General features: G+C 66.2%; 15 protein-coding genes. 7 read left to right on the plus strand and 8 right to left on the minus strand.

Going from position 1 to position 19,313, the window contains the following annotated elements:
• Window positions 1-2 precede the first annotated feature (2 nt).
• The 5 genes from HQ394_RS19495 to HQ394_RS03940 all read left to right on the plus strand — a co-directional run bounded on the left by HQ394_RS19495 (window position 3) and on the right by HQ394_RS03940 (window position 6,222).
• The gene (locus HQ394_RS19495) at window positions 3-1,472 is read left to right on the plus strand and encodes an amino acid synthesis family protein (RefSeq protein ID WP_223291829.1); all 1,470 of its coding nucleotides are present in this window, start codon (window positions 3-5) and stop codon (window positions 1,470-1,472) included.
• Window positions 1,473-1,536: 64 nt separating this feature from the next.
• On the plus strand, window positions 1,537-2,751 hold the full coding sequence (locus HQ394_RS03925) for an ABC transporter substrate-binding protein (protein WP_190262109.1): 1,215 nt from the start codon (window positions 1,537-1,539) through the stop codon (window positions 2,749-2,751).
• A 114-nt stretch (window positions 2,752-2,865) separates the two neighbouring features.
• Entirely contained in the window at window positions 2,866-4,773 is a 1,908-nt protein-coding gene (locus tag HQ394_RS03930) for an ABC transporter permease (protein ID WP_317628990.1), read from the plus strand.
• On the plus strand, window positions 4,742-5,512 hold the full coding sequence (locus HQ394_RS03935; RefSeq protein ID WP_190262110.1) for an ABC transporter ATP-binding protein: 771 nt from the start codon (window positions 4,742-4,744) through the stop codon (window positions 5,510-5,512). The genes HQ394_RS03930 and HQ394_RS03935 overlap by 32 nt, the downstream gene beginning before the upstream one ends.
• The gene (locus HQ394_RS03940; protein ID WP_190262111.1) at window positions 5,509-6,222 is read left to right on the plus strand and encodes an ABC transporter ATP-binding protein; all 714 of its coding nucleotides are present in this window, start codon (window positions 5,509-5,511) and stop codon (window positions 6,220-6,222) included. The genes HQ394_RS03935 and HQ394_RS03940 overlap by 4 nt, the downstream gene beginning before the upstream one ends.
• Before the next feature lie 42 nt (window positions 6,223-6,264).
• Here HQ394_RS03940 and HQ394_RS03945 read toward each other — a convergent pair whose 3' ends face one another.
• Window positions 6,265-7,467 (minus strand): amidohydrolase family protein, encoded by a 1,203-nt coding sequence (locus HQ394_RS03945; protein WP_190262112.1) that lies wholly within the window; start codon window positions 7,465-7,467, stop codon window positions 6,265-6,267.
• A 251-nt stretch (window positions 7,468-7,718) separates the two neighbouring features.
• On the opposite strand from HQ394_RS03945, the gene HQ394_RS03950 reads away from it, so the two are divergent.
• Both HQ394_RS03950 and HQ394_RS03955 read left to right on the plus strand, forming a co-directional pair.
• A complete protein-coding gene (locus tag HQ394_RS03950) occupies window positions 7,719-9,275 on the plus strand; it encodes a GH3 family domain-containing protein (protein WP_190262113.1) in 1,557 nt (518 codons plus the stop codon).
• Window positions 9,276-9,406: 131 nt separating this feature from the next.
• Window positions 9,407-9,664, plus strand: a complete 258-nt coding sequence (locus HQ394_RS03955; protein WP_190262114.1) for a type II toxin-antitoxin system VapB family antitoxin — start codon at window positions 9,407-9,409, stop codon at window positions 9,662-9,664.
• A gap of 139 nt (window positions 9,665-9,803) precedes the next feature.
• Here HQ394_RS03955 and HQ394_RS03960 read toward each other — a convergent pair whose 3' ends face one another.
• From HQ394_RS03960 to HQ394_RS03990, 7 genes are all read right to left on the minus strand, one after another.
• Window positions 9,804-10,676, minus strand: coding sequence for a formylglycine-generating enzyme family protein (locus HQ394_RS03960; protein ID WP_317629031.1), 873 nt, complete (start codon window positions 10,674-10,676; stop codon window positions 9,804-9,806).
• 27 nt (window positions 10,677-10,703) lie between these two features.
• Complete coding sequence (locus HQ394_RS03965; RefSeq protein ID WP_190262116.1) at window positions 10,704-11,216, minus strand: toll/interleukin-1 receptor domain-containing protein; 513 nt, start codon at window positions 11,214-11,216, stop codon at window positions 10,704-10,706.
• Window positions 11,217-11,321: 105 nt separating this feature from the next.
• The gene (locus HQ394_RS03970) at window positions 11,322-13,589 is read right to left on the minus strand and encodes a penicillin acylase family protein (protein WP_190262117.1); all 2,268 of its coding nucleotides are present in this window, start codon (window positions 13,587-13,589) and stop codon (window positions 11,322-11,324) included.
• A 268-nt stretch (window positions 13,590-13,857) separates the two neighbouring features.
• Window positions 13,858-16,182 (minus strand): NAD(P)-binding domain-containing protein, encoded by a 2,325-nt coding sequence (locus tag HQ394_RS03975; RefSeq protein WP_190262118.1) that lies wholly within the window; start codon window positions 16,180-16,182, stop codon window positions 13,858-13,860.
• A gap of 91 nt (window positions 16,183-16,273) precedes the next feature.
• Window positions 16,274-18,286: a glycosyltransferase gene (locus HQ394_RS03980; protein WP_223292024.1), complete on the minus strand. Its 2,013-nt coding sequence runs from the start codon at window positions 18,284-18,286 to the stop codon at window positions 16,274-16,276.
• 41 nt (window positions 18,287-18,327) lie between these two features.
• The gene (locus tag HQ394_RS03985) at window positions 18,328-18,669 is read right to left on the minus strand and encodes a PaaI family thioesterase (RefSeq protein WP_223292025.1); all 342 of its coding nucleotides are present in this window, start codon (window positions 18,667-18,669) and stop codon (window positions 18,328-18,330) included.
• 78 nt (window positions 18,670-18,747) lie between these two features.
• Complete coding sequence (locus HQ394_RS03990; protein WP_190262120.1) at window positions 18,748-19,236, minus strand: PaaI family thioesterase; 489 nt, start codon at window positions 19,234-19,236, stop codon at window positions 18,748-18,750.
• Between the last annotated feature and the right edge of the window lie 77 nt (window positions 19,237-19,313).

Here is a 19,313-nt window from a genome sequence, read left to right on the forward strand (position 1 = left end):
TCATGATTTCTGCCGCCCGACTGCTCAACCACAGCCGGCGGCTGCACCTGCAGCAGGGTCCCATCGACCTGGTCATCGAGGCCTTCGGCGCGACGGACGAGGTGGCCGCGGCCTACGCCCAGGCAACGGCCGCTTTCCGACCGGTGCTGAACGATCTCGTGGCCGAGCTGCCCGTGTTGCGCCAGCCGTTGGGCGACGATTTGCCGGCGGCTAAGGGACCGATAGCACGACGAATGGTGGCGGCGTGCGCCCCGCATCGCGGCGTGTTCCTGACACCGATGGCGGCGGTGGCCGGCGCGGTCGCCGATCACATGCTGGCCGCGCTCATCGATGGCCGCCACCTTGCCCGCGCATATGTGAATAACGGCGGCGATATCGCCCTGTTTATTCCTCCCCGGGCGAGCCTGACCGCCGGCCTCGTCACCCGCCTCAACCGGCCGAGCATCGACGCTACGGTGACGATCGAATCCCAGCTGCCGGTGCGCGGCATCGCCACCAGCGGCCAGGGCGGCCGCAGCCTGTCCTTCGGCATCGCCGACGCGGTGACCGTCCTCGCCAGCGATGCCGCCGCCGCCGACGTCGCCGCCACCCTGATTGCCAACGCCGTCAGCGTCGAGTCACGAGCAATCCGTCGCGCACCCGCCGCCAGCCTTGATGCCGACAGCGACCTGGGCGACCGCCTAGTGGTGGTTGACGTCGCCGACCTCAGCGGATCGGAGATCGAGGCCTCCCTCGCCGCCGGTGTGGCGACGGCAGAGGGAATGCGGCGGGCGGGGCGCATATTCGGGGCTTTCCTCGCGCTCCGCGGCCGCTACTGTGTAGCGGGGCCGCCGGCGATGCCGCGGCTCACCGCNCCTCGCCTCTCCTGCAGCCGTGGCGCCATCATGACCCAGCCCATCATTCGCAAGCTCGTCACCATCATCGAAGAAACCCACCTGGAGATGGGCCAGGCGATCAGCCCGCCGACACGCAAGGCGGCGGTGGCCGCGGTGATCGCCAACCCCTTCGCCGGACGTTTCGAGGCCGATCTGGAACCGTTGATGGCCATCGGCGAGACGCTGGGTGGCCTGCTGGCAGCGCGCGCGGTTGCCGCACTCGCGGTACCGGCGGCGACGATCGAGAGCTACGGCAAGGCGGCAATCGTCGGCGAAGCGGGGGAACTGGAACACGCGGCGGCGATCCTCCACCCGCGGCTGGGCGGCCCGGTGCGCAAGGTGGTGGAGAGGGGTGCAGCGCTGATTGCATCGTCGAAGAAACAGGGCGGCATCGGCACCGGCATCGACGTGCCGCTGGGGCATAAGGACGCCGCCTTCGTCCGCAGCCATTTCGACGCGATGGAGGTGCGGCTGGCCGATGCCCCGCGCGCCGACGAAATCGTCGTCATCGTCGCCCTCACCGATTCCGGCCGGCCGTTGCCGCGCGTCGGCGGATTGACCAAGGATCAGGTCAAGGGCGAAGATGGCCTGCGGTGAAGACACCTGAAGCCATCAGCGTGATTGCGATCGGCGAGGCCGGGACGTTGAAAATGAGACTGGCATGCGTGCACTGACAATCCGCGCCTTCGCTGTCGCCTTGGTGATCGTCGTCGCTCTCGCGGGCTTCGCCCTTCCCGGCCGAGCCAAGGACGCCATCGTCATTGGCGAAATCAACAGCTATTCCGGCTTGCCGGCCTTCACCCTGCCCTATCGCAACGGCTGGCAGTTGGCGCTGGCAGAGATCAACGCCAAGGGCGGTGCCCTCGACCGGCCGCTGAATGTGATTTCCCGCGACGACGGCGGCAAGCCGGGCGACGCGGTGACCGCAGCCAACGAACTGGTCAGCCGCGAGGGTGCGGTGCTGCTGATGGGCACCTTCTATTCCCACGTCGGCCTCGCCGTCTCCGACTTCGCCAAGCAGCGGCGGCTGCTCTTTCTCGCCGCCGAGCCCTTGAGCGACGCGCTGATCTGGGAGAAAGGCAACCGCTATACCTTCCGGCTACGTCCGTCGCTGTCCATGCAGGCGGGAATGCTGGCCGCCGAGGCAACCAAGCTGCCGGCGAAACGATGGGTATCGGTGGCACCCAACTACGAGTACGGCAAGTCTGCCGTCAGCGCTTTTCGCAGCATCATGGTCGAAAAGCGCCCTGACTTGGCGTGGGTCGGCGAGCAATGGCCGCCGCTCGGCAAGATCGATGCCGGCCCGCTGATCCAGGCGCTGGCACAGAACGAGCCACAGGCCATCTTCAATGCCACCTTCGGTGCCGACCTGGCGCAGTTCGTCCGCGCCGGTGACACCCGCGGCCTGTTCAAGGATCGCGCCGTGGTCAGTCTCCTCACCGGCGAGCCGGAATATCTCGATCCGCTTGGCGCCGAAGCACCGGTCGGCTGGATCGTCACCGGCTACCCCTGGTACGCGATCACCACGCCGGCACACCAGGCGTTTCTCGCTGCCTACCGGCGCGCCTACGACGATTATCCCCGCCTCGGCTCGGTGGTGGGCTACGTAGCGATGAAGACGGTGGCCGCCATCATTGCCAAGGCCGGTTCCACCGATACCGAGAAGATGATCGCCGCCGCCGAGGGAATCGAGGTGGACACCCCCTTCGGTCCGATCAGTTTCCGTGCTGCCGATCACCAGTCGACCATGGGCGCTTTCGTCGGTCGCATCGCCCTCAAGGACGGCAAGGGCATCATGGTCGACTGGCGCTACGCGGACGGCGCCGACTATCTGCCACCGCCAGCGGCGGTGAAGGCACTGCGTCCGGCGGAGTAATCCACCGGAAAAATACCCCCGGGACCTCGATCGCGTTTTCAAGAGTGGATTGGTTGNCGACGTAAATCGTAACGTGTTCATTGGCGTAGAGCGTCTGGAGTCGAAAGGAGCGGCGTGGAGTTCCTGATCGTACAATCGTTGACCGGCCTCGCCAGCGCTTCGGAATTATTCCTTGTTGCCGCCGGCCTGTCGGTTATTTTTGGCGTCTCCCGCGTCGTTAACTTTGCCCATGGCTCCTTCTGCATGCTGGGCGCCTACCTCGCCTACACCTGGGTACAATTCGCCGCAGCCAACCTGGGCGGTAACTCGGTGGTCGGCTTCTGGCTCGCGGTGCTCGGTGCGGCGGCGGCGATCGCGCTCGCAGGCGGGCTGATCGAGGTGGTGGTGCTGCGGCGCATCTATCGGGCACCGGAATTGTTCCAGCTCCTCGCCACCTTCGCGATAGCCTTGATCATTCAGGATCTGGTGCTGCTGGTCTGGGGTCCGGAAGACCGGCTCGGCCCGCGCGCCCCAGGATTGGCCGGCGTGGTGACGATCCTCGGCCACAGCATTCCCAGCTACGATCTGTTGCTGATCGCCCTCGGCCCCATCGTCCTCGCGGCGCTGTGGCTCCTGTTCCGGCGGACGCGCTGGGGAATCCTCGTCCGCGCCGCCACCCAGGATCGGGACATGGTCGCGGCGCTCGGTGTCCACCGCGACCGTCTGTTCACCCTCGTCTTCATGCTCGGATCCTTCCTCGCCGGCCTCGCCGGNGCGCTGCAGGTGCCCGTTTCGCCGGTCCACCACACGATGGATCTCGAGATCATCGTCGAAGCCTTCGTGGTGGTGATCATCGGCGGCCTCGGCAGCATCACCGGTGCCTACCTTGCCTCATTGCTGATCTGCCTGCTCAACGCCTTCGGCCTGCTGGTGCTGCCGCAGATCAGCATCGTTCTTCCCTTCCTGGTGATGGCAGCGGTGCTGATCCTGCGACCATGGGGACTCCTCGGCCGCCCCATAACCGACGACCGTCGCCAGTCCGGCGGCGAGCCACAACCGGTGGCGCCGCTGACCCCGGCGCAGCGCAACTGGGCCTTCGCCTTTTTGCTGCTGCTCGCGGTGCTGCCGCTGCTTGCCAAGCCTTATACATTGTCGGTTGCCAGCGAAATTCTCATCTTCGCGCTCTTTACCGTCAGCCTGCACCTGCTGGTGGGCATCGGCGGCATCGTCTCCTTCGGCCACGCGGCGTTCTTCGGCCTCGGCGCCTATGGTGCGGCGCTGGCCACCACCCGCCTCGGTGCGCCGCTCGAAGTGGCGATCGTCGCCGGCGCCTTGCTTGCTGCCCTCGCGGCAGCCGCGTTCAGCGCCTTCTCGGTTCGCCTGAGCGGCGTGTATCTGGCGATGCTGACGCTAGCGTTTGCGCAAATCCTCTGGTCGATGGTGTTCCAGTGGGAGGGACTGGCCGGCGGTGACAATGGCATCCTCGGTGTCTGGCCCCCTGCCTACGTCGCCTCACCCGCCGCCTTCTACTATCTGACCCTCGCCGTCGCCGGCAGTCTGGTCGTTCTCCTGCGCCAGATCGTCTTCTCCCCTTTCGGCATGGCGCTGCGCGCCTGCCGCGATTCGACCCTGCGTGCCGAGATGCTCGGCCTCGACCGCGAACGGGTGCAACGCAAGGCCTTCGTCATCGCCGCTACCGCCGCCGGTGTCGCCGGCAGCCTGTACGCCTTTCTCAAGGGGAGCGTCTTCCCCGACGTGATGGCGGTGCCAGTGTCGGTGGAAGGCCTGGTGATGATCCTCCTGGGCGGACTGCAGACCCTCGTCGGCCCCAGCGTCGGCGCCGCCGTGTATACGATCCTGCACGTCGTCCTCTCCAGCCACACCGACCACTGGCGGATGGTGATCGGTGCGATCGTCCTCGCCCTGGTGATCGCCTTTCCGCAGGAATCATCATCGGCTTCGCCCGCAACCGCTTGCAAGCGGCGAGGATCGAGGGGGCCGCAGCGGACCGATGAGCGTACTGTCAGCCCAGGGCCTGCGTAAGTCCTTCGGCGGCGTAACCGCCGTCGACGGCGTTGATCTGCAGCTCGAGGCCGGCGAAATCCTAGCGATGATCGGCCCCAACGGTGCCGGCAAAACCACCACCTTCAACCTGCTGAACGGCCACCTGCGCCCGGATGCCGGCAGCGTCACCCTGCTCGGCCGGCCGATCACCGGCCTGCCGCCACGGGCGATCTGGCGCCTCGGCGTCGGGCGGACGTTTCAGATTACCGCCACCTTCGCCTCGATGACCGTGCTGGAGAACGTCCAGATCGCCCTGCTGTCGGTGCGTCGGCAGTTGCTCTCGCTGCGGCCGCGGCTGAGCCGGCTGCGGCTGGACGAAGCCTTTGCCATGCTCGAACTCGTCGGCATGGCCGATCAGGCCGATCGCCCATGCAGTTCGCTGGCCTACGGTGACCTGAAGCGGCTGGAACTGGCCCTGGCGCTGGCCAACGCACCGAGGCTGCTGCTGATGGACGAACCCACCGCCGGCATGGCAGCGAAGGAGCGCAACGCGCTGATGCAGTTGATGGCCGAAGTTGCCCGGGAGCGGGCGATCGGCGTGCTGTTCACCGAGCACGATATGGACGTGGTGTTCGGCCACGCCAACCGGGTGCTGGTGCTTGACCGCGGCCAGGTGCTGACCGTGGGATCGCCGGCGCAGGTGCGTGCCGACCCTCGGGTGCGCGCCGTCTACCTGGGACAGGGCTCCATGGCCGGTATCGAGGGTGCGCCACGATGATCCTCGAGGTCCGCCACCTCACCGCCTTCTATGAGCCGGCGCAAATCCTCTTCGACGTAACGCTGCGGGTCAGCGCCGGCGAGGTGGTGGTGCTAGTGGGCCGCAACGGCGCCGGCAAATCGACGACACTGCGCAGCATCATCGGCCTCGTCAGTCGCCGGCGCGGCCGCATCCTCTTCCAGGGTCGTGACGTGCTGGCCATGCCGGTGGACCGGATCGCCCGCCTCGGCCTCGGCTACGTGCCCGAAGACCGGCGGATCTTCACCGACCTTACCGTCGCCGAAAATCTCCTGGTGGGCGAGCGACCGCCGGCCGAGCGGCAATCATCGCTGCCCACCTGGAACCTCGATCGGGTGTGTGCCCTGTTCCCCAGCCTCGCCGGGCTGATGACGCAGCCGGCTGGTGCTATCAGCGGCGGCGAGCAGCAGATGCTGACCATCGCCCGGACGCTGATGGGCAACCCGACGCTGATCATGCTCGATGAACCCTCGGAAGGCTTGGCGCCGAAGGTGGTCGAGCAGATGGCACACGCGGTGATCGAGCTGAAGCGAAGCGGCCTCAGCGTACTGCTGGCCGAGCAGAACGTCCATTTCGCCCGCGCCGTCGGTGACCGCGCCTATATCCTTGAACGCGGCACCATCCAGATGGAGGGCGCGGCGGGGCCGTTGCTCGGTGACGAAGGCATCACCCGCAACTACCTTGCCGTCTGACCCTGCACCGCCTGCCCCTGCAATCGCCCTTCGAGCCCGGGGTCACCGCCACTCGACGCACGGCATCGTCGTCGCCGGCGGCGTGTTGCGGCTGCGTTCGGCGCGGATCACCCCATCGATGATCACCATGCCGATGCCCGGCAGATCGCCCTTCTCAACGCAGGCGAGCACGGTCGCCCCGTCCGAATGCTGTGCCTTGTCCATCAGCACCAGATCGGCGGCACGGCCGGGAGCGATGATGCCGCGGTCGAGGCCATGAATGGCGGCCGTGTTGCCGGTGGCGAAGCAGAAGGCGACCTCCGCCGGCACCTCGCCCAGGCTTGCCAGCATGGCGATCATCCTGAGGATGCCAAGCGGCTGCACCCCGGAGCCGGCCGGCGCATCGGTGCCGAGTATCACCCGCTCCAGCTGCCTCAGCTCCTTTGCCGTGCGCAACGCCAGCAGTCCCGAGCGCAGGTTGCCGTTGTGGACGATCTCGATGGCGCGGCGGCAGCCCTCGCACAGACACACCACCTGATCGTCGGGCAGCGCGGTGTGGCCGCCGTTGATGTGGCCGATGACGTCGGCGTCCGCCTCCAACACCACGTCCTTGTCGATCAGCCCCGAGCCGGGAATCGACGGACCGCCGGTATGGATGGTGCTGCGCATTCCGTACTTGCGCGCCCAGGCAACCATCTGCTTTGCCTCGTCGGCAGCCTTCACCGAGCCCAAGCCCACCTCGCCCAGCATCGTCACTCCCGCCGCCGCGAGATCGCGGAAATCCTCCTCGACCATTCCCTTCTCGATCACCGGGGCGCCGGCCAGCACCTTGACGCCACCCGGGGCAAAGGCGCTGAAGGCCCGCTGCGCGGTGATCGCCAGCGCCTTGACGCCGACCACGTCCTTCGGCCGACCGGGAAGGTGCACTTCGCCGGCGGAGATCATCGACGTAACCCCACCGTGCAGACAGCTGTCGATCCAGCCCAACTGGTTCTGCCGCGGCGTCCAGTCGCCGAACACCGGATGCACGTGGCTGTCGATCAGGCCCGGCGCCACCGTGGTGCCGAGCGCATCGATGATCAGCGCGGCGCCTTCGCTATCAACCTCTTCTGCCCGGCCGACGGCGGTAATCCGACCGGCATCGACAACGATAGTGTCGGCATCGAGAATCGGTTGTCGCAGGTCACCGCTCAGCAACAGACCAATGTTGCGGATCACCATCCGCGACGACGCGGTCGTCGCTGCTGTTGCTGCTGTATCGGTCATCGTTGCTCCACGTGTATCTGTCATTCGGGCCTGGATTGATAAGACCGAAACATGCGGGAGTCTATTCTGCTGCGACGCGTGGGCCGCTGTAACCTTGCGTAACCAATCTTGAATTGGCCTCGCAGCCCCGCACCCATATTCAATGGACAGGGTATTGTAACTTTAGTTGGTCGGTAATGAATACGCTTGCACGGACCTCTTCGGCAAAGACGATCGTCGGCTCCACCGCTGCGTCGACGGGTGGGTCCTGGATGCGGTTACCCGCGACTGAACTGCTCAAGGCCTATGCGGCGGTGCGCGGCAAGCTGCTGGAATACCAGGACCCGGCAGCGGCGCAGCATCGCCAGCTGCTGCGGCTGGTCCGCAAGGCGGCCGCCACCCGCTTCGGTCGCGATCACGACTTTGCCAGCATCCGCAGCGTTGCCGACTTTCAGGCGCGTGTGCCGCTGCGCACCTACAATCAGCACTGGGAAGAGTATTGGAAAGACGCCTTTCCGCGGCTGGATAACTGCACCTGGCCCGGAATGCTGCCCTACTTCGCCGTGTCCTCGGGAACCTCGTCGGGCCAGGTCAAGTACATCCCCTGCTCCGCCGAGATGGTTCGCTCCAACAAGCGCGCGGCGATGGATCTGCTCGTTCTACACATCCTCAACCGGCCGCAGAGCAGGCTGTTCGACGGCAAATGCTTTCTCCTCGGTGGCAGCACCGACCTGAAGGAACTGGCACCCGGCGTCCGTGCCGGCGACATCAGCGGCATCGCCGCGGCGGAAAAGCCGCGCTGGACGCAGCGATTCTATTTCCCGCCGCGCGAGCTCACCTTCATCACCGACTGGGAAGAGAAGATCGAACGGCTGGCGCCGCTGGCACTGCAGGAGGATATCCATTTTATCTCCGGCGCCCCCGGCTGGCTCGCCATCCTGTTCGAGAAGCTGGCCAGCCTGCGCCCCGAGACCCTCGGCCGCATCGTCGACATCTTCCCCAACCTCGACATGATGACGCACGGCGGCGTCAGCTTCGCGCCCTACCGCCGGCGTTTCGAGCGCCTGCTGGAAGGCAGCCGCGCCGACCTGCGCGAGGTCTATCCGGCGAGTGAAGGCTTCGTCGCCATCGCCGACCGCGGCCCGCAGATGGGACTGCGGATGCTGGTGGACAACGGCCTGTTCTACGAGTTCGTCCCCACCGCCGAACTCGGCTCGGCCAACCCAACGCGGCACTGGCTCGGCAACGTGGAGACCGGCATCGACTATGCCATCGTGCTCACCACCTGCGCCGGCCTGTGGAGCTACGTCATCGGCGACGTGGTCCGCTTCGTCGACCGGCGGCCGCCGCGGATTCTGATCACCGGCCGCACCTCCTATATGCTCTCCTCCTTCGGCGAACATCTCACCGGTGATCTGGTGGAAAAGTGCGTGCTCGCAGCGAGCGAGACGATCGGCGCAACGATGGGCGAGTTCGCCGTCGGCACCCAGTTCGCCGAGACCGGCGGCGCGCTCGGCCGCCACGTCTACGTCGTCGAATTCGACCCCGGCGTCGACGAAGCCGAACGGATCAAGAGCTTTGCCACCGCCGTCGACCGCGAATTGGCTACCCGCAACGAGGACTACGAGGAGCGTCGGGTGATCGCGACCGGTGTCAGGATGCCGGTGGTCCTCAGCGTCCCGCCGGGAACCTTCGCCGGCTGGATGAAGAGCATCGGCAAGCTGGGCGGCCAGAACAAGGTGCCCCGGGTGATCAACGACCAGACCCAGCTCAAAAGTTTGCTGGACTTTGCCGAACGCTCCGGCGCGGTGGCGTCGGACCGACTGTAGGTTGTTTTCTCGTCATGGCCGGGCTCGTCCCGGCCATTTACGAGACCGCGCTGCCCGGCTCGCCTCTCTCGACTTCGACCGCCTCCCGGTCTAGATGGTTGGAATGACTTTCTAGAAAGGGGCAGGCGCCGATGGCAAACAGCCTCAACGATCCCGAAACCGACCGCCTCGCTCGCGAGGTGGCGGCGCTCACCGGCGAGACCCTGACCGAAGCGGTGCGCAAGGCGCTCGCCGAGCGACTCGAACGCGAGCGGCGGAGGCACCCTGTGGATGAGGGGTTGGCCGAACGCCTCGATGCCATCGCCCTCCACTGCGCCCAGTTGCCGGACCTGGACACCCGGTCCGCGGAGGAGATCATCGGCTACGATGCGTCCGGCGTGCCCCGCTGATGGTGACCGACACATCGGCCCTCAAGAGCAGGTCCCGTATGCTTGGCGTGATCGGCCAATCTCCGTCAATCCCGAATAAATATTCGACCAGGGGCTTAAGCCCCTGGACCCCAGAGGTAAAGACGTAAAGATTCAAGTCCTAAGAAAGCGTCCGGGCCAAGCGAAACCCGATGATCAAGTCGCGACTGTCGGGTCCGCCCCTGACACGGCCAGCGGAGCGGCAGTCCCTCGGATCGTAGTACCAGGAGCCGCCGCGCGCCAAGCGGCCGGGAGAGGATTTTCTTCCTTCCCCGTCAGTCCAAGCCAAACCGTCTTCGGGCGCACGTGTGTAATTCTCATGCCAGCCGTCCTCCACCCACTCAAAGACATTCCCGTGCATCTCGTGCACGCCCCACGGATTCGCCGGCAGGCTGCCCACCACAACCGACTTCTGCCGATCGATGCCCTTGCTCCCCTCGCCATAGACATAGTTGCCATCGTAGTTCGCCTGCTCGATGGTGATCGTCGGCCCGAACGAAAATGCCGTCGCCGTAGCCGAACGGCAGGCGTACTCCCACTCCGCCTCCGTCGGCAGCCGGTAGGGCTGGTCCACCTCGCCCGACAGCCACGCGACGAACGCCTCCGCGTCACGCCGACTCACCCCCACGACCGGATGCCGGTCATCCTGCGCGAAGCCCGGGTCTTCCCAGCTCTTCGCCGGATCGCGCTTCCACTCGCTCCCGGTCCAGACGTACACCCCGCCGCCGTGGTCATGCCCCGTGGCGGCGACGAACCGCCGGTATTCACCCACCGTCACTGCATGCCGGCCCAGCGCGAACCGGTTCACGATCTTCACTTGGTGCTGCGGGCCTTCGGCATCCGATCGCTCCGCTTCGTCCTTCGGCGAGCCCATCATGAACGAGCCGGCGGGGACGATCANCCATCTCCGGGCACCAGGGAGCGTCGATGTCCTTGAACACCGCGAGATCGGGGAGAGTGCGCGGGTCGACGCCGATGTAGACGCCGTTCTCAGGTTCGGGCTTGGGTGCGGCGGTCGCCCTCACCCCGGCCCTCTCCCGCTCACGGGAGAGGGAGACAGCGGCGGCCACCTCCTCCAACCCTCGCCCGCTGGCGGGAGAGGGTGGCGCGGTAGCGCCGGGTGAGGNNGTGGAGGCACGGCAGACGCGCCGATCTTGCGACTGATCGCGGCGCACAGCTGGCCAAATCCGCGGTGGGCTTCCTCACCTGCCCAATCGAAGAGCGGTGCCGCCTGAATGGCGCGGAAAGCAAGCGGTGGGCGGCAATCGTCGCTCAGCACCGGGACCAGGACCCCGCGTTTGCGACCTTCCTCCGCCTCCACTTTCACCCAATGCTTGCTAATAGCGGTTCGGGACCACATCACCACGACGCAACGACTGTGATCGAGTTCCCGCTCGATGACTTCGTCCCAGGTCTCTCCCGGCAGGATTTCCGGATCCCACCACACCGACCATCCCCGCGCATCAAGCGCCTGCGCGAGACGCTGTGCCGCGTCTCGGTCCTCGCGCGCATAGGAGAGAAAGATGTCGGCCATCGTGTGTGGGGACCCCCCGCCGGCAGCACCGCAATCGCTCCTTCTTAGCGGCGCCGGAACCGCCGCGCTACCCCGTGCGGAGCGGTAGAGTCGGAGGGCGCCGCCCTACCCCCGCGGCGTCAGTGTCATGACGTTGGGGAACTCCTTCGCCACGGTTGCCGGGCGCAGTGGCATCCGGATGTAGCGCCGGTCCTGCCATAGCTGCAACTGGTCGATGAAGGTGCTGCTGCCGATCCAGCCGTCCTGGCCGCCGAGCAGGGCAAACCAGTTGCTATCCTCATCGGACAGATCGGAGATGTGCCGCGCCATCGAGCCGAAGGTAGCGTTGTGCCGGCCACGTTCCAAACCGTGCGACATCTTCATCGGTGTCTGCCGCGACCCGCCGCTGGCCAGATCACGAATGACAAAAATCCGCCCGAGATAAGGGAAGCGGGCGAGCGAGGTGCCGATCTGCAGCCGGTGCATATCGCCCCAGTTGCAGAAGCGCGAGGCATCCCGCGCCCCCGCCTGCAGCGCCCAGCGGAGGATCGTCTCCCGCTCCTCGCGACTGCGATCTTCGAGATCGCGCAGCAGGAACGTGGTCAGATAGCTCCACTGACTGTAAAGCTCGGGAAGATCCGACGCCTTGGCGGCGCCGTAGAGGCCGGTGACGAGGTGGTACAGGAACACCTCGAAGGCGAGTGCGCCCGAAGACTCCGCCGCGTAGTCGCCGTCCCAGGCCCTTAGCTGCTTATAGAAGGGATCATCAGCCACGCCCGGCAGTTCCAGCAGCAGATCGGCCAGCGTGCCCGACAGTTGCGCCGCGTCGGGCGCAAAGGTGTCGATCTGCACCTGCTGCAGCACGGCGATGGAGATCGGCTCCTTCTTATCGAGCAGTTCGTACAGACGGCGGACGCGCTCGTCGGTGCCGAAGGTGATGCCGATGGGAACATCGGTATCCTCCGGTTTCTCGTTCGCCGAGGCGATGATCCCCCGCTCGGGGTTGAGCGTGAAGGGGAAGTCGCGCACGTCCACGTTGCCCTGCCAGTGGGTCTGCGGATCGGTGGCGTCGAGCACCGGGTCATCCTTGGGAAAGGAGAGGCGCAGCGGCTGGGTGACCGCCATCACCCGGCCGATATTGCCGTTGCGATCGGCGAACAGCATGTTCTGGCCGGAGACGCCGTAGCCGAAGAAAGCCTCGCGAAACGCGTCGGGCGTGCTCGCCCGTGCCGCCCGCAGCAGCGCGGTGAATTCGTCGGTGGGTTCGTGGCCGATCCAGCGCAAGGAGATCGTTTCCGGTTTCGGCGTCTTGACCATCTTGGCGTCGGTGACGATCGGACCGAAACGCGTCCGCCTGAGCTTGCGGCGCTGCGAGCGCCAGCCACGGACCTTGATCACCGTCTCGGTCTCCTCGATCTCGCTCTCCGGCAATTGCGAGACGTCGAACAGGTCGCTGGAGGCCGCGCGCAGGTTGGTGCCGCCCCAGGCAAGATCAGGGTTGCGGCCGAGTCCCCAGACCGGCAGGCCGACGATGGTGATGCCGACGACGTTGTACGACGGCGACCGCACCCCGAGCAGCACCCACAGGTTGGGCAGCGACAGGCCGAGATGCGGGTCGCTGGCGATCAGCGCCGCGCCGGTGGCGCTGCGGTGAGGTGCTACCACCATCGAGTTGCTGCCATTGCGACCGGTGCCAAGCAACAGGTCTTCGAACTCGCCCTGCGCCTCGTGCGGGCGGGTGCTGGCGGTGGGCAACTCACCCGCCTCCAGGGTTCGGTTCCACAGTTCGGCAAAGCCGGGCTGGCCGCGCGCCGCCAGCAGCGGAAAATAGGTGAGCCAGGTGAAATCGGTGCCGCCAAAGCGCGCGCCGACGAGGATGTCGCGGAAAACGTAGGGTTCGGGTTTGATTCCGAGCACGCCGAACTCGGGCGGCCAGCGGTTGATCGCCTGCATATGCGCCTGTTGGGCGTTGAGGCCATCGACGTAGCCCTGCACCCAGGTCCGGGTGCTCTCCGGCATCTTGCGCTCGAGTTCATCGGCGGCGCGACCATAGTCAAGGATGCGAATGAGATGGTCGAACTTGAACGCCACCGGCCCCGCCAACTCCGACAGGCGACCGTAGAAGAAGCGTTTGAACAGGGAGATCTGGGCGCTGCGCAGGTGGCCATGCACCAAGCCGATGGCGACCGCGGCATCCCGGTCGGTCTCCGCTTCGATGAACGGCACATGGTTGCGGTTCCAGCGGATGGTCACCGGTCGTTCGAGCGGCAGGCCATCGGTGGGGAAATCGGCCAGTCGCTTCTCCAACGACATCGGCCGGGGTCGTACCGCCCGCAGCAGATCCACCAGCGGCCGCGGCAGCCATGAAAGGAGGGTGGCGAGAGTCTCGGTCATGCTTGTTGCTGCCTATGTGCGACGCGGGGAGCGCGAAATTTGCCAGAGTTGGGGTGACGCGAGCGGCCCGCTGTCGACGGACAGCTCCGAGCGGCAGCGAGTGCCGTGCGAGGGACCGTTGCGGCCCCGACGCACCGATTGTCGCGCAGCAACAAGACCACCGCCACTGCATTTTAGCGCCGACACCGCACGTAGTGCGCGCGCTCACGCTGTCGCTACCGGTCGCTCACTGGTGGTTTTTTCGCCGCCAATGTCAAGCGCGGCGAGGTTACGGCGCCCGCCTGCCCGCGTGCGCCGTTGCCGCCAATTCCCGGATCTGCACCGGGCTGGCAGCCAGGCCGTCGTAGACCGGCAAGCCATCCCGCCCGACGTAGCCGAAGCGCAGCACCCCGGTCGGACACGACTGGACACAGGCGGAACAGCGGACGCACTCAGGGTCGATCATACCGAGACCCTTGTTGGCGAAGTTCATCACGTCGATGCCCTGGTGGCAGACGCTGGTGCAAACATTGCAGGAGATGCACTTCTTCTTGTCGGCAAAGATGCGGAAGCGACTGAAGCGGGCGTAGATGTGCATCAGCGCCGCCAGCGGGCAGAAGAAGCGACACCAGACCCGCCCGGAAAAATGGAAGTAAAAGGCAACGCCGATGATCCCGGCGAATAGCACGTCGACGAAATAGTGAAAGTTGAAAAACGGCAGCTCCTGGAACAGCGCCGCAAACAGTCTGGCGGCCAGCGAGCCGGGAAAGATCCAGCCGAGAACCCGCAGCAGCATGAGCAGCACTGCCAGGGCGAGAAACCCCTGCCCCGCCATGTTGAGCCGGTTCCATCCGGGTCCGTGCGGCATCTTCTGCCGATGCGCATCGCCCATCGTCTCCGCCAAGGCGCCGCAGGAGCAGATCCAGCCGCAGTAGGCGCCCTTGCCAAAATAGCGGATCAGCAGCGGAATGAGGACGCCGGTCTGGACAACGCCCAGCACCAGCCAGCCCCACATGGGCTGGTCGGTGAACCAGTTATAGACGAACAACGGCCACGCCAGGATGAAGCCGTACGCCCGCCAGTAGGCACGCTCTTCACCCAAGGCATCATAGCGCTCGAAGAAGGTATCGGCGAAAGGCTGCAGCCAGCTGCCATCGCTGAAATAGCCGTTACGGCCCAGCCACGGCAGGATGAGCTGCGGCAGGAGAAACAGCGGGATAATCTGGATGGCCGCCAGGCTGATCGTCTGCAGCCGGACATACGGCGTCCGGCGACGGCGCATCCGGCGGATGCCGAAGACCACCACCAGCACGCAATACCCCAGCGCGTAATAGAAATTGGGATCGGCGCCGGAGCGAATCAGGGTAAAGACAAGACTGGTCCTGTCCTCTGCCGCTACGCCGACCGCTCGCGTCATCGCGGCGGTCCAGGTCAGCGGGTTGAGCCAGGCAAAATCGAGCCCGGGCAGGAAGCTGCCGTGACCGCCGATGGTGAAGCCGAGGCTCTTCCAGTGGAACAGCCAGATGCAGAACAGGATGGAGGCGATCAGTCCCAGCCACCCGCGCACGCCCCATTCACCGGATATGGCCACACCACTGCGACGAAAGAAATCGAGTGCCGGCTCGCGGCCGGTCATTGAAAACACCACGTCGTTGGCGATCGACACCGCTTGGCCATCGGCATCGCGCAGCTGCACGCGGGACGGCTCGATGCGGCCAAGCGTGCTGCCCAGCATCAGCCTGAGCGAGCCAGCCGGCGAGGCCGGAGCGGCCCGCAGCCGTTCGAGCTTGGCAACGTTCTCCGGCTTCGGCCGGGCAAATGCCGTCTTGCGATAGCTGAGCGTCACCTGCGCACCGGCACCAGCGAGCGCGATCGCTGCTTCCAGCGCCGAGTCGCCGCCACCAATGACGAGAACCTGCCGCCCAGCGAAATCCTTGGGATCGTGCAGGCGGTTGTAGACCTTGTCCAGATCCTCCCCGGGCACCCCCAGCCGACGGAAGTTGCCGCTGCGACCGATGGCGATAATCGCCCGCTGGGCGGACACGAGCTCGCCGCCGGCGAGGCTCAGTTGCAACAGCCCGCCTACCCGCCTGATCTGATCCACCCGGGCGGCGCGAAAGGGGATTGTCGCCGTCTGCTGCTGCAGTTCAGCCAACAGTTCCTCCTTCACCGTCGCCCGGAACTGCAGCTCGCCAGCCGGTACCATCGCCGTCGGGTAGGTGAAGATCGGCTTACCCTTGGGAAAGTTGGCGATGGTGGCGAAGGGTTCCTGCGCCTCGAACAGGACGAACCGCAACCCGGCTCGGCGCGCCTCCTTCGCCGCGGCGTAACCGCTGACGCCGCCGCCGATGATCGCCAGATCGAGGACACCCTCGCCACCGCCACCGCCACCGCCACCGGGGGTGAAATTCGCTTCGGCGATGATCGCCTGCACTGCCTGGGCGCCGGAGTCGGCGGAAAACTTCAGCAGCGGGATGCCGGTGAGGTCGCCGGTGATCCGCACGCCATCGATATTGGTGACGCCCCNCTCGCCGATCGCTGGCAGTTTCTCGATTCCGCCTGCCGGCCATTGACCATGCAGCCAGTGGTAATAGCGCCGAACGACCGTGTACATCCTCGCCTCCTCGCCCGCCGCGCCCACCGGCGTATCCGTCAACTAATAGCCGCGGTGACCGAAAACCAAACACAGCTGAGCGAAAGGACGATCACTTTTCGTTCATCGGGTAATAGATGCGGTAGATCGCGGAGGAAAGCTCCCGCCGATTGGCGGACATGAGGTAGGCCGCCGTCAGCCGCAACACCATGCCGATGCGGTGCGTCGCCCGGTCGCGGTCCCAGCGCCGGGTGGAGACGACACCGTTGGCGCCGAGGTGCAGCACTGGCCCCGCCCGCCGCAACCGTAGGCCGAGTTCCACATCCTCCATCAGTGGTTGATCGGGGTAACCGCCGAGCTGCGGCAGCGACAGACGGCGGACGAACTGTCCCTGATCGCCGAAGCTGAGACCGAACAACGCCGAACGCGCCGCATTCAGCGCCTCGATGAGCCATAGCAAGGGTGCAAAGCGGGCGTAGCACTGACCGACGGCACCGCCGGCGGCGGCCGGCTGGGCGCGCAACGCACCGAGGATNNGGCGCTGACCGTATGGGCGGCGGGCACAACNATCGGCATGGACGATCCAGACCACGTCGCCACGGGCGACGGCGATGCCGGCGGCAATCTGATGACCGCGCCCGCGTCGGCCGTTGACCACCCGCGCCCCTGCGGCCGCGGCCGCCACCGCGGTCCGATCGGTCGACGCACCGTCGACGACGATAATCTCGGATGGCGGCGGCTGCAGCCGATCCAGCGCCTGCACCGCGCGGCCGATCCGCTTTGCCTCGTTGTAGGCCGGGACGACGACGCTGACGTGCTGCGGCGGCGGCCAGCGGTATTCAGGCTGTCGCGGCGCGAGTAGACGGCGTAACGGACCGGTGCCGCTGGCAACCAGCAGCGCGGCAAAGGGCAGCCAAGTTACCCACCAAGCCCACGCCGGTTGGAACCAGCCGCGCCCGGCCACCGCCTGCATCCAGGCGGTGTAGTAGAACGCCTGCAATCCCGTCAGCAGCAGCCACGCCGGGTGCGGCATCAGCACCAGGAAGGGAACAATCCAGCTGAAGTACCAGACATGGGTGATCGGCGAGAGCAGCAGCAGCGCACCGAGGATGAAAAAGCCGGCACGAAACGGATCGGCGATCCGCCAGCCGACGATCAGGCTCCAGGCGGCGAGCAGGCAACAGGCAACCAGTGCCGCCTGGGGTGCATCGCCGGTGAGTGCNNGCAGCATCGTCGGCAGGAAGCCGTTATGGTAGGTGGTGGCGCCAAAGGTGAGCAGTCCGTGCAGCAGATTAGGCAGGCTGGCGGCGAAAGGCAGCGCCGGACCGACCACCAGCAGCAGACCGAGCCAGCTCCAGCGCCAGCCGCCACGCCGCAGCAGCACCGGCACCAACAGCAGGGCGACGACCTTGAGTTCGATCGCCACGCCAAGCCAGGCCCAGGCCCAGCCGTCGCGTTGGTGCTGCCGGGCGCGCAGCGCCAGCAGCGTCGCCAGCACGAACAGGGCATCGAAGTGCGCCTCCGCGGCGGTGGCCAGCAGCAGCACCGGGCTGAAGGCCGCGAGCGCCAGGTTGGCAACCGGCAACTGTCGCCGCCGCAGTTCGGCATGGAGGATGGCAAGTGTCGCCAGCTCGGCGGCAACGAACAGCAGCTTCAGCGGCCAGGCGGCATAATCCACCGCGACCCCGGCGGCAAACACCAGCTCCGCCAAGGGCGGATAGGCGGTCAGCTGATCGCGATGGTTTATCCCCGCCCAGACGGCGTCGCGCCAAGGTCCGGCCGCCAAGGCTGCCGGCTGCGCGTACGGCGACTGGCCGGCGAGCAGCAGCCGGCCCTCCCACAGGTAGCGGTTGATGTCGTCCGAAGGGGGAAAGGGCAGGAGAAGGGCGCGGGCAGCGACGGCAGCGAGCAGGAGAAGCAAGCCAAGGTGGGGCGACGGAGGTGCCTGCATCGCCGCCAGCCAGACCACGAGACCGGCGATGAACAGCAGCCCGTGCGCGACGATCATTGCTCCAGGCGTGCCATGCGCGGACAGCCACATTCCCGTTGCCGCCGAAAGTGCCAGGACGGAGGCGAGGCCGAGGCCGAGAATGAACCAGCGGCGGGTCCGATCACCCTCCGTCATTGCCACGCAGCAGATCGGTGTACAGCACCACCCGCCGGCACCTATTTCAGCAGAAAATGCGCGTGCGCAGCGGCCAGCGGTTTCGCCGGATCATCCTGCCAGACCTCGGCACGAACGTTGGCGACAAGGCGTCCCTGGCGGATGACGGTGCCGCGGGCAAAGGCATCGGCGCCGCGCACCGGCCGCAGGAAATCGATGGAAAGATTGATGATTTTCGGCACCACGGCGATTTCGGTTTCAATCAGTAGGTGCATGATCGCGGCGTGCTCGAGGAGGGCGCCGACAACGCCGCCGTGGATCAGGTTCAAGGTATAGTTGCCGACGTTGCTATGGCGAAAGCGGAGCACAGTCATCAGCTGACCGTCGATGAACTGGACCTCGATGCCAACCGATTTCGCATAGGGTAATCAGGTCGTTGATGGCGGAGACATTGCCGGATCGGCGCAAGTCGGCGATGCTGCTCAGCATGGCCCGGTCCCGCCGCTGATGGCGGCCTGATCGGCGGTGAACCCGGTCGAGCCAAGCATGTAGGTGCCGGTGAGCTGGGCGATCGGCTCGTCCTCGCGCTCGTGAAAGGCGACGCCGCGGGCAAAAGCGATGCTGGAGGTGATCTTGGTGCATCGGGCGGTGGCGCGGATCGTCTGCCCCGGCTGCGCCGGCCGCAGGTAGTCGATCCGTAGGTCGAGGGTGGCGATGGCGGTGGCCTCGGGGAGCAGCGCGGCGATGGCCAGCCAACCGACGGTGTCGAGCAACGCGGTGATGACGCCGCCGTGCAGCACGCCGGTGCGACAGTTGCCAATCAACCGATCCTGATAGGGTACGCTGAGCATCGCCCGGGCCGGGCCGATTTCGTCGCAGCGCATGCCGAGGAACTGCGTGTGCGGCAGCTTGGCGAAGGAAGCCACCACGCGGGCTAGATTGGGTAGACGGCGTTCGTCCTGGACAACCATGCAGACCGCATCGGGATGGAATAGCTCAATGAGTTATTATAGGTGATATTGGGTGCGCTGAAGCAGTTTTGGTTTAG

The organism is Defluviicoccus vanus (genome assembly GCF_014672695.1).
Classification (GTDB): Bacteria; Pseudomonadota; Alphaproteobacteria; order Rhodospirillales; family Defluviicoccaceae; genus Defluviicoccus; species Defluviicoccus vanus.

Excerpts from the sequence above, each read along its gene's own strand:
- HQ394_RS03990 (WP_190262120.1), bottom strand. The coding sequence starts at position 19,236 with ATGGTTGTCCAGGACGAACGCCGTCTACCCAATCTAGCCCGCGTGGTG.
- HQ394_RS03935 (WP_190262110.1), top strand. The coding sequence starts at position 4,742 with ATGAGCGTACTGTCAGCCCAGGGCCTGCGTAAGTCCTTCGGCGGCGTA.
- HQ394_RS03950 (WP_190262113.1), top strand. The coding sequence starts at position 7,719 with ATGCGGTTACCCGCGACTGAACTGCTCAAGGCCTATGCGGCGGTGCGC.
- HQ394_RS03970 (WP_190262117.1), bottom strand. The coding sequence starts at position 13,589 with ATGACCGAGACTCTCGCCACCCTCCTTTCATGGCTGCCGCGGCCGCTG.
- HQ394_RS03955 (WP_190262114.1), top strand. The coding sequence starts at position 9,407 with ATGGCAAACAGCCTCAACGATCCCGAAACCGACCGCCTCGCTCGCGAG.
- HQ394_RS03945 (WP_190262112.1), bottom strand. The coding sequence starts at position 7,467 with ATGACCGATACAGCAGCAACAGCAGCGACGACCGCGTCGTCGCGGATG.
- HQ394_RS03925 (WP_190262109.1), top strand. The coding sequence starts at position 1,537 with ATGCGTGCACTGACAATCCGCGCCTTCGCTGTCGCCTTGGTGATCGTC.
- HQ394_RS03940 (WP_190262111.1), top strand. The coding sequence starts at position 5,509 with ATGATCCTCGAGGTCCGCCACCTCACCGCCTTCTATGAGCCGGCGCAA.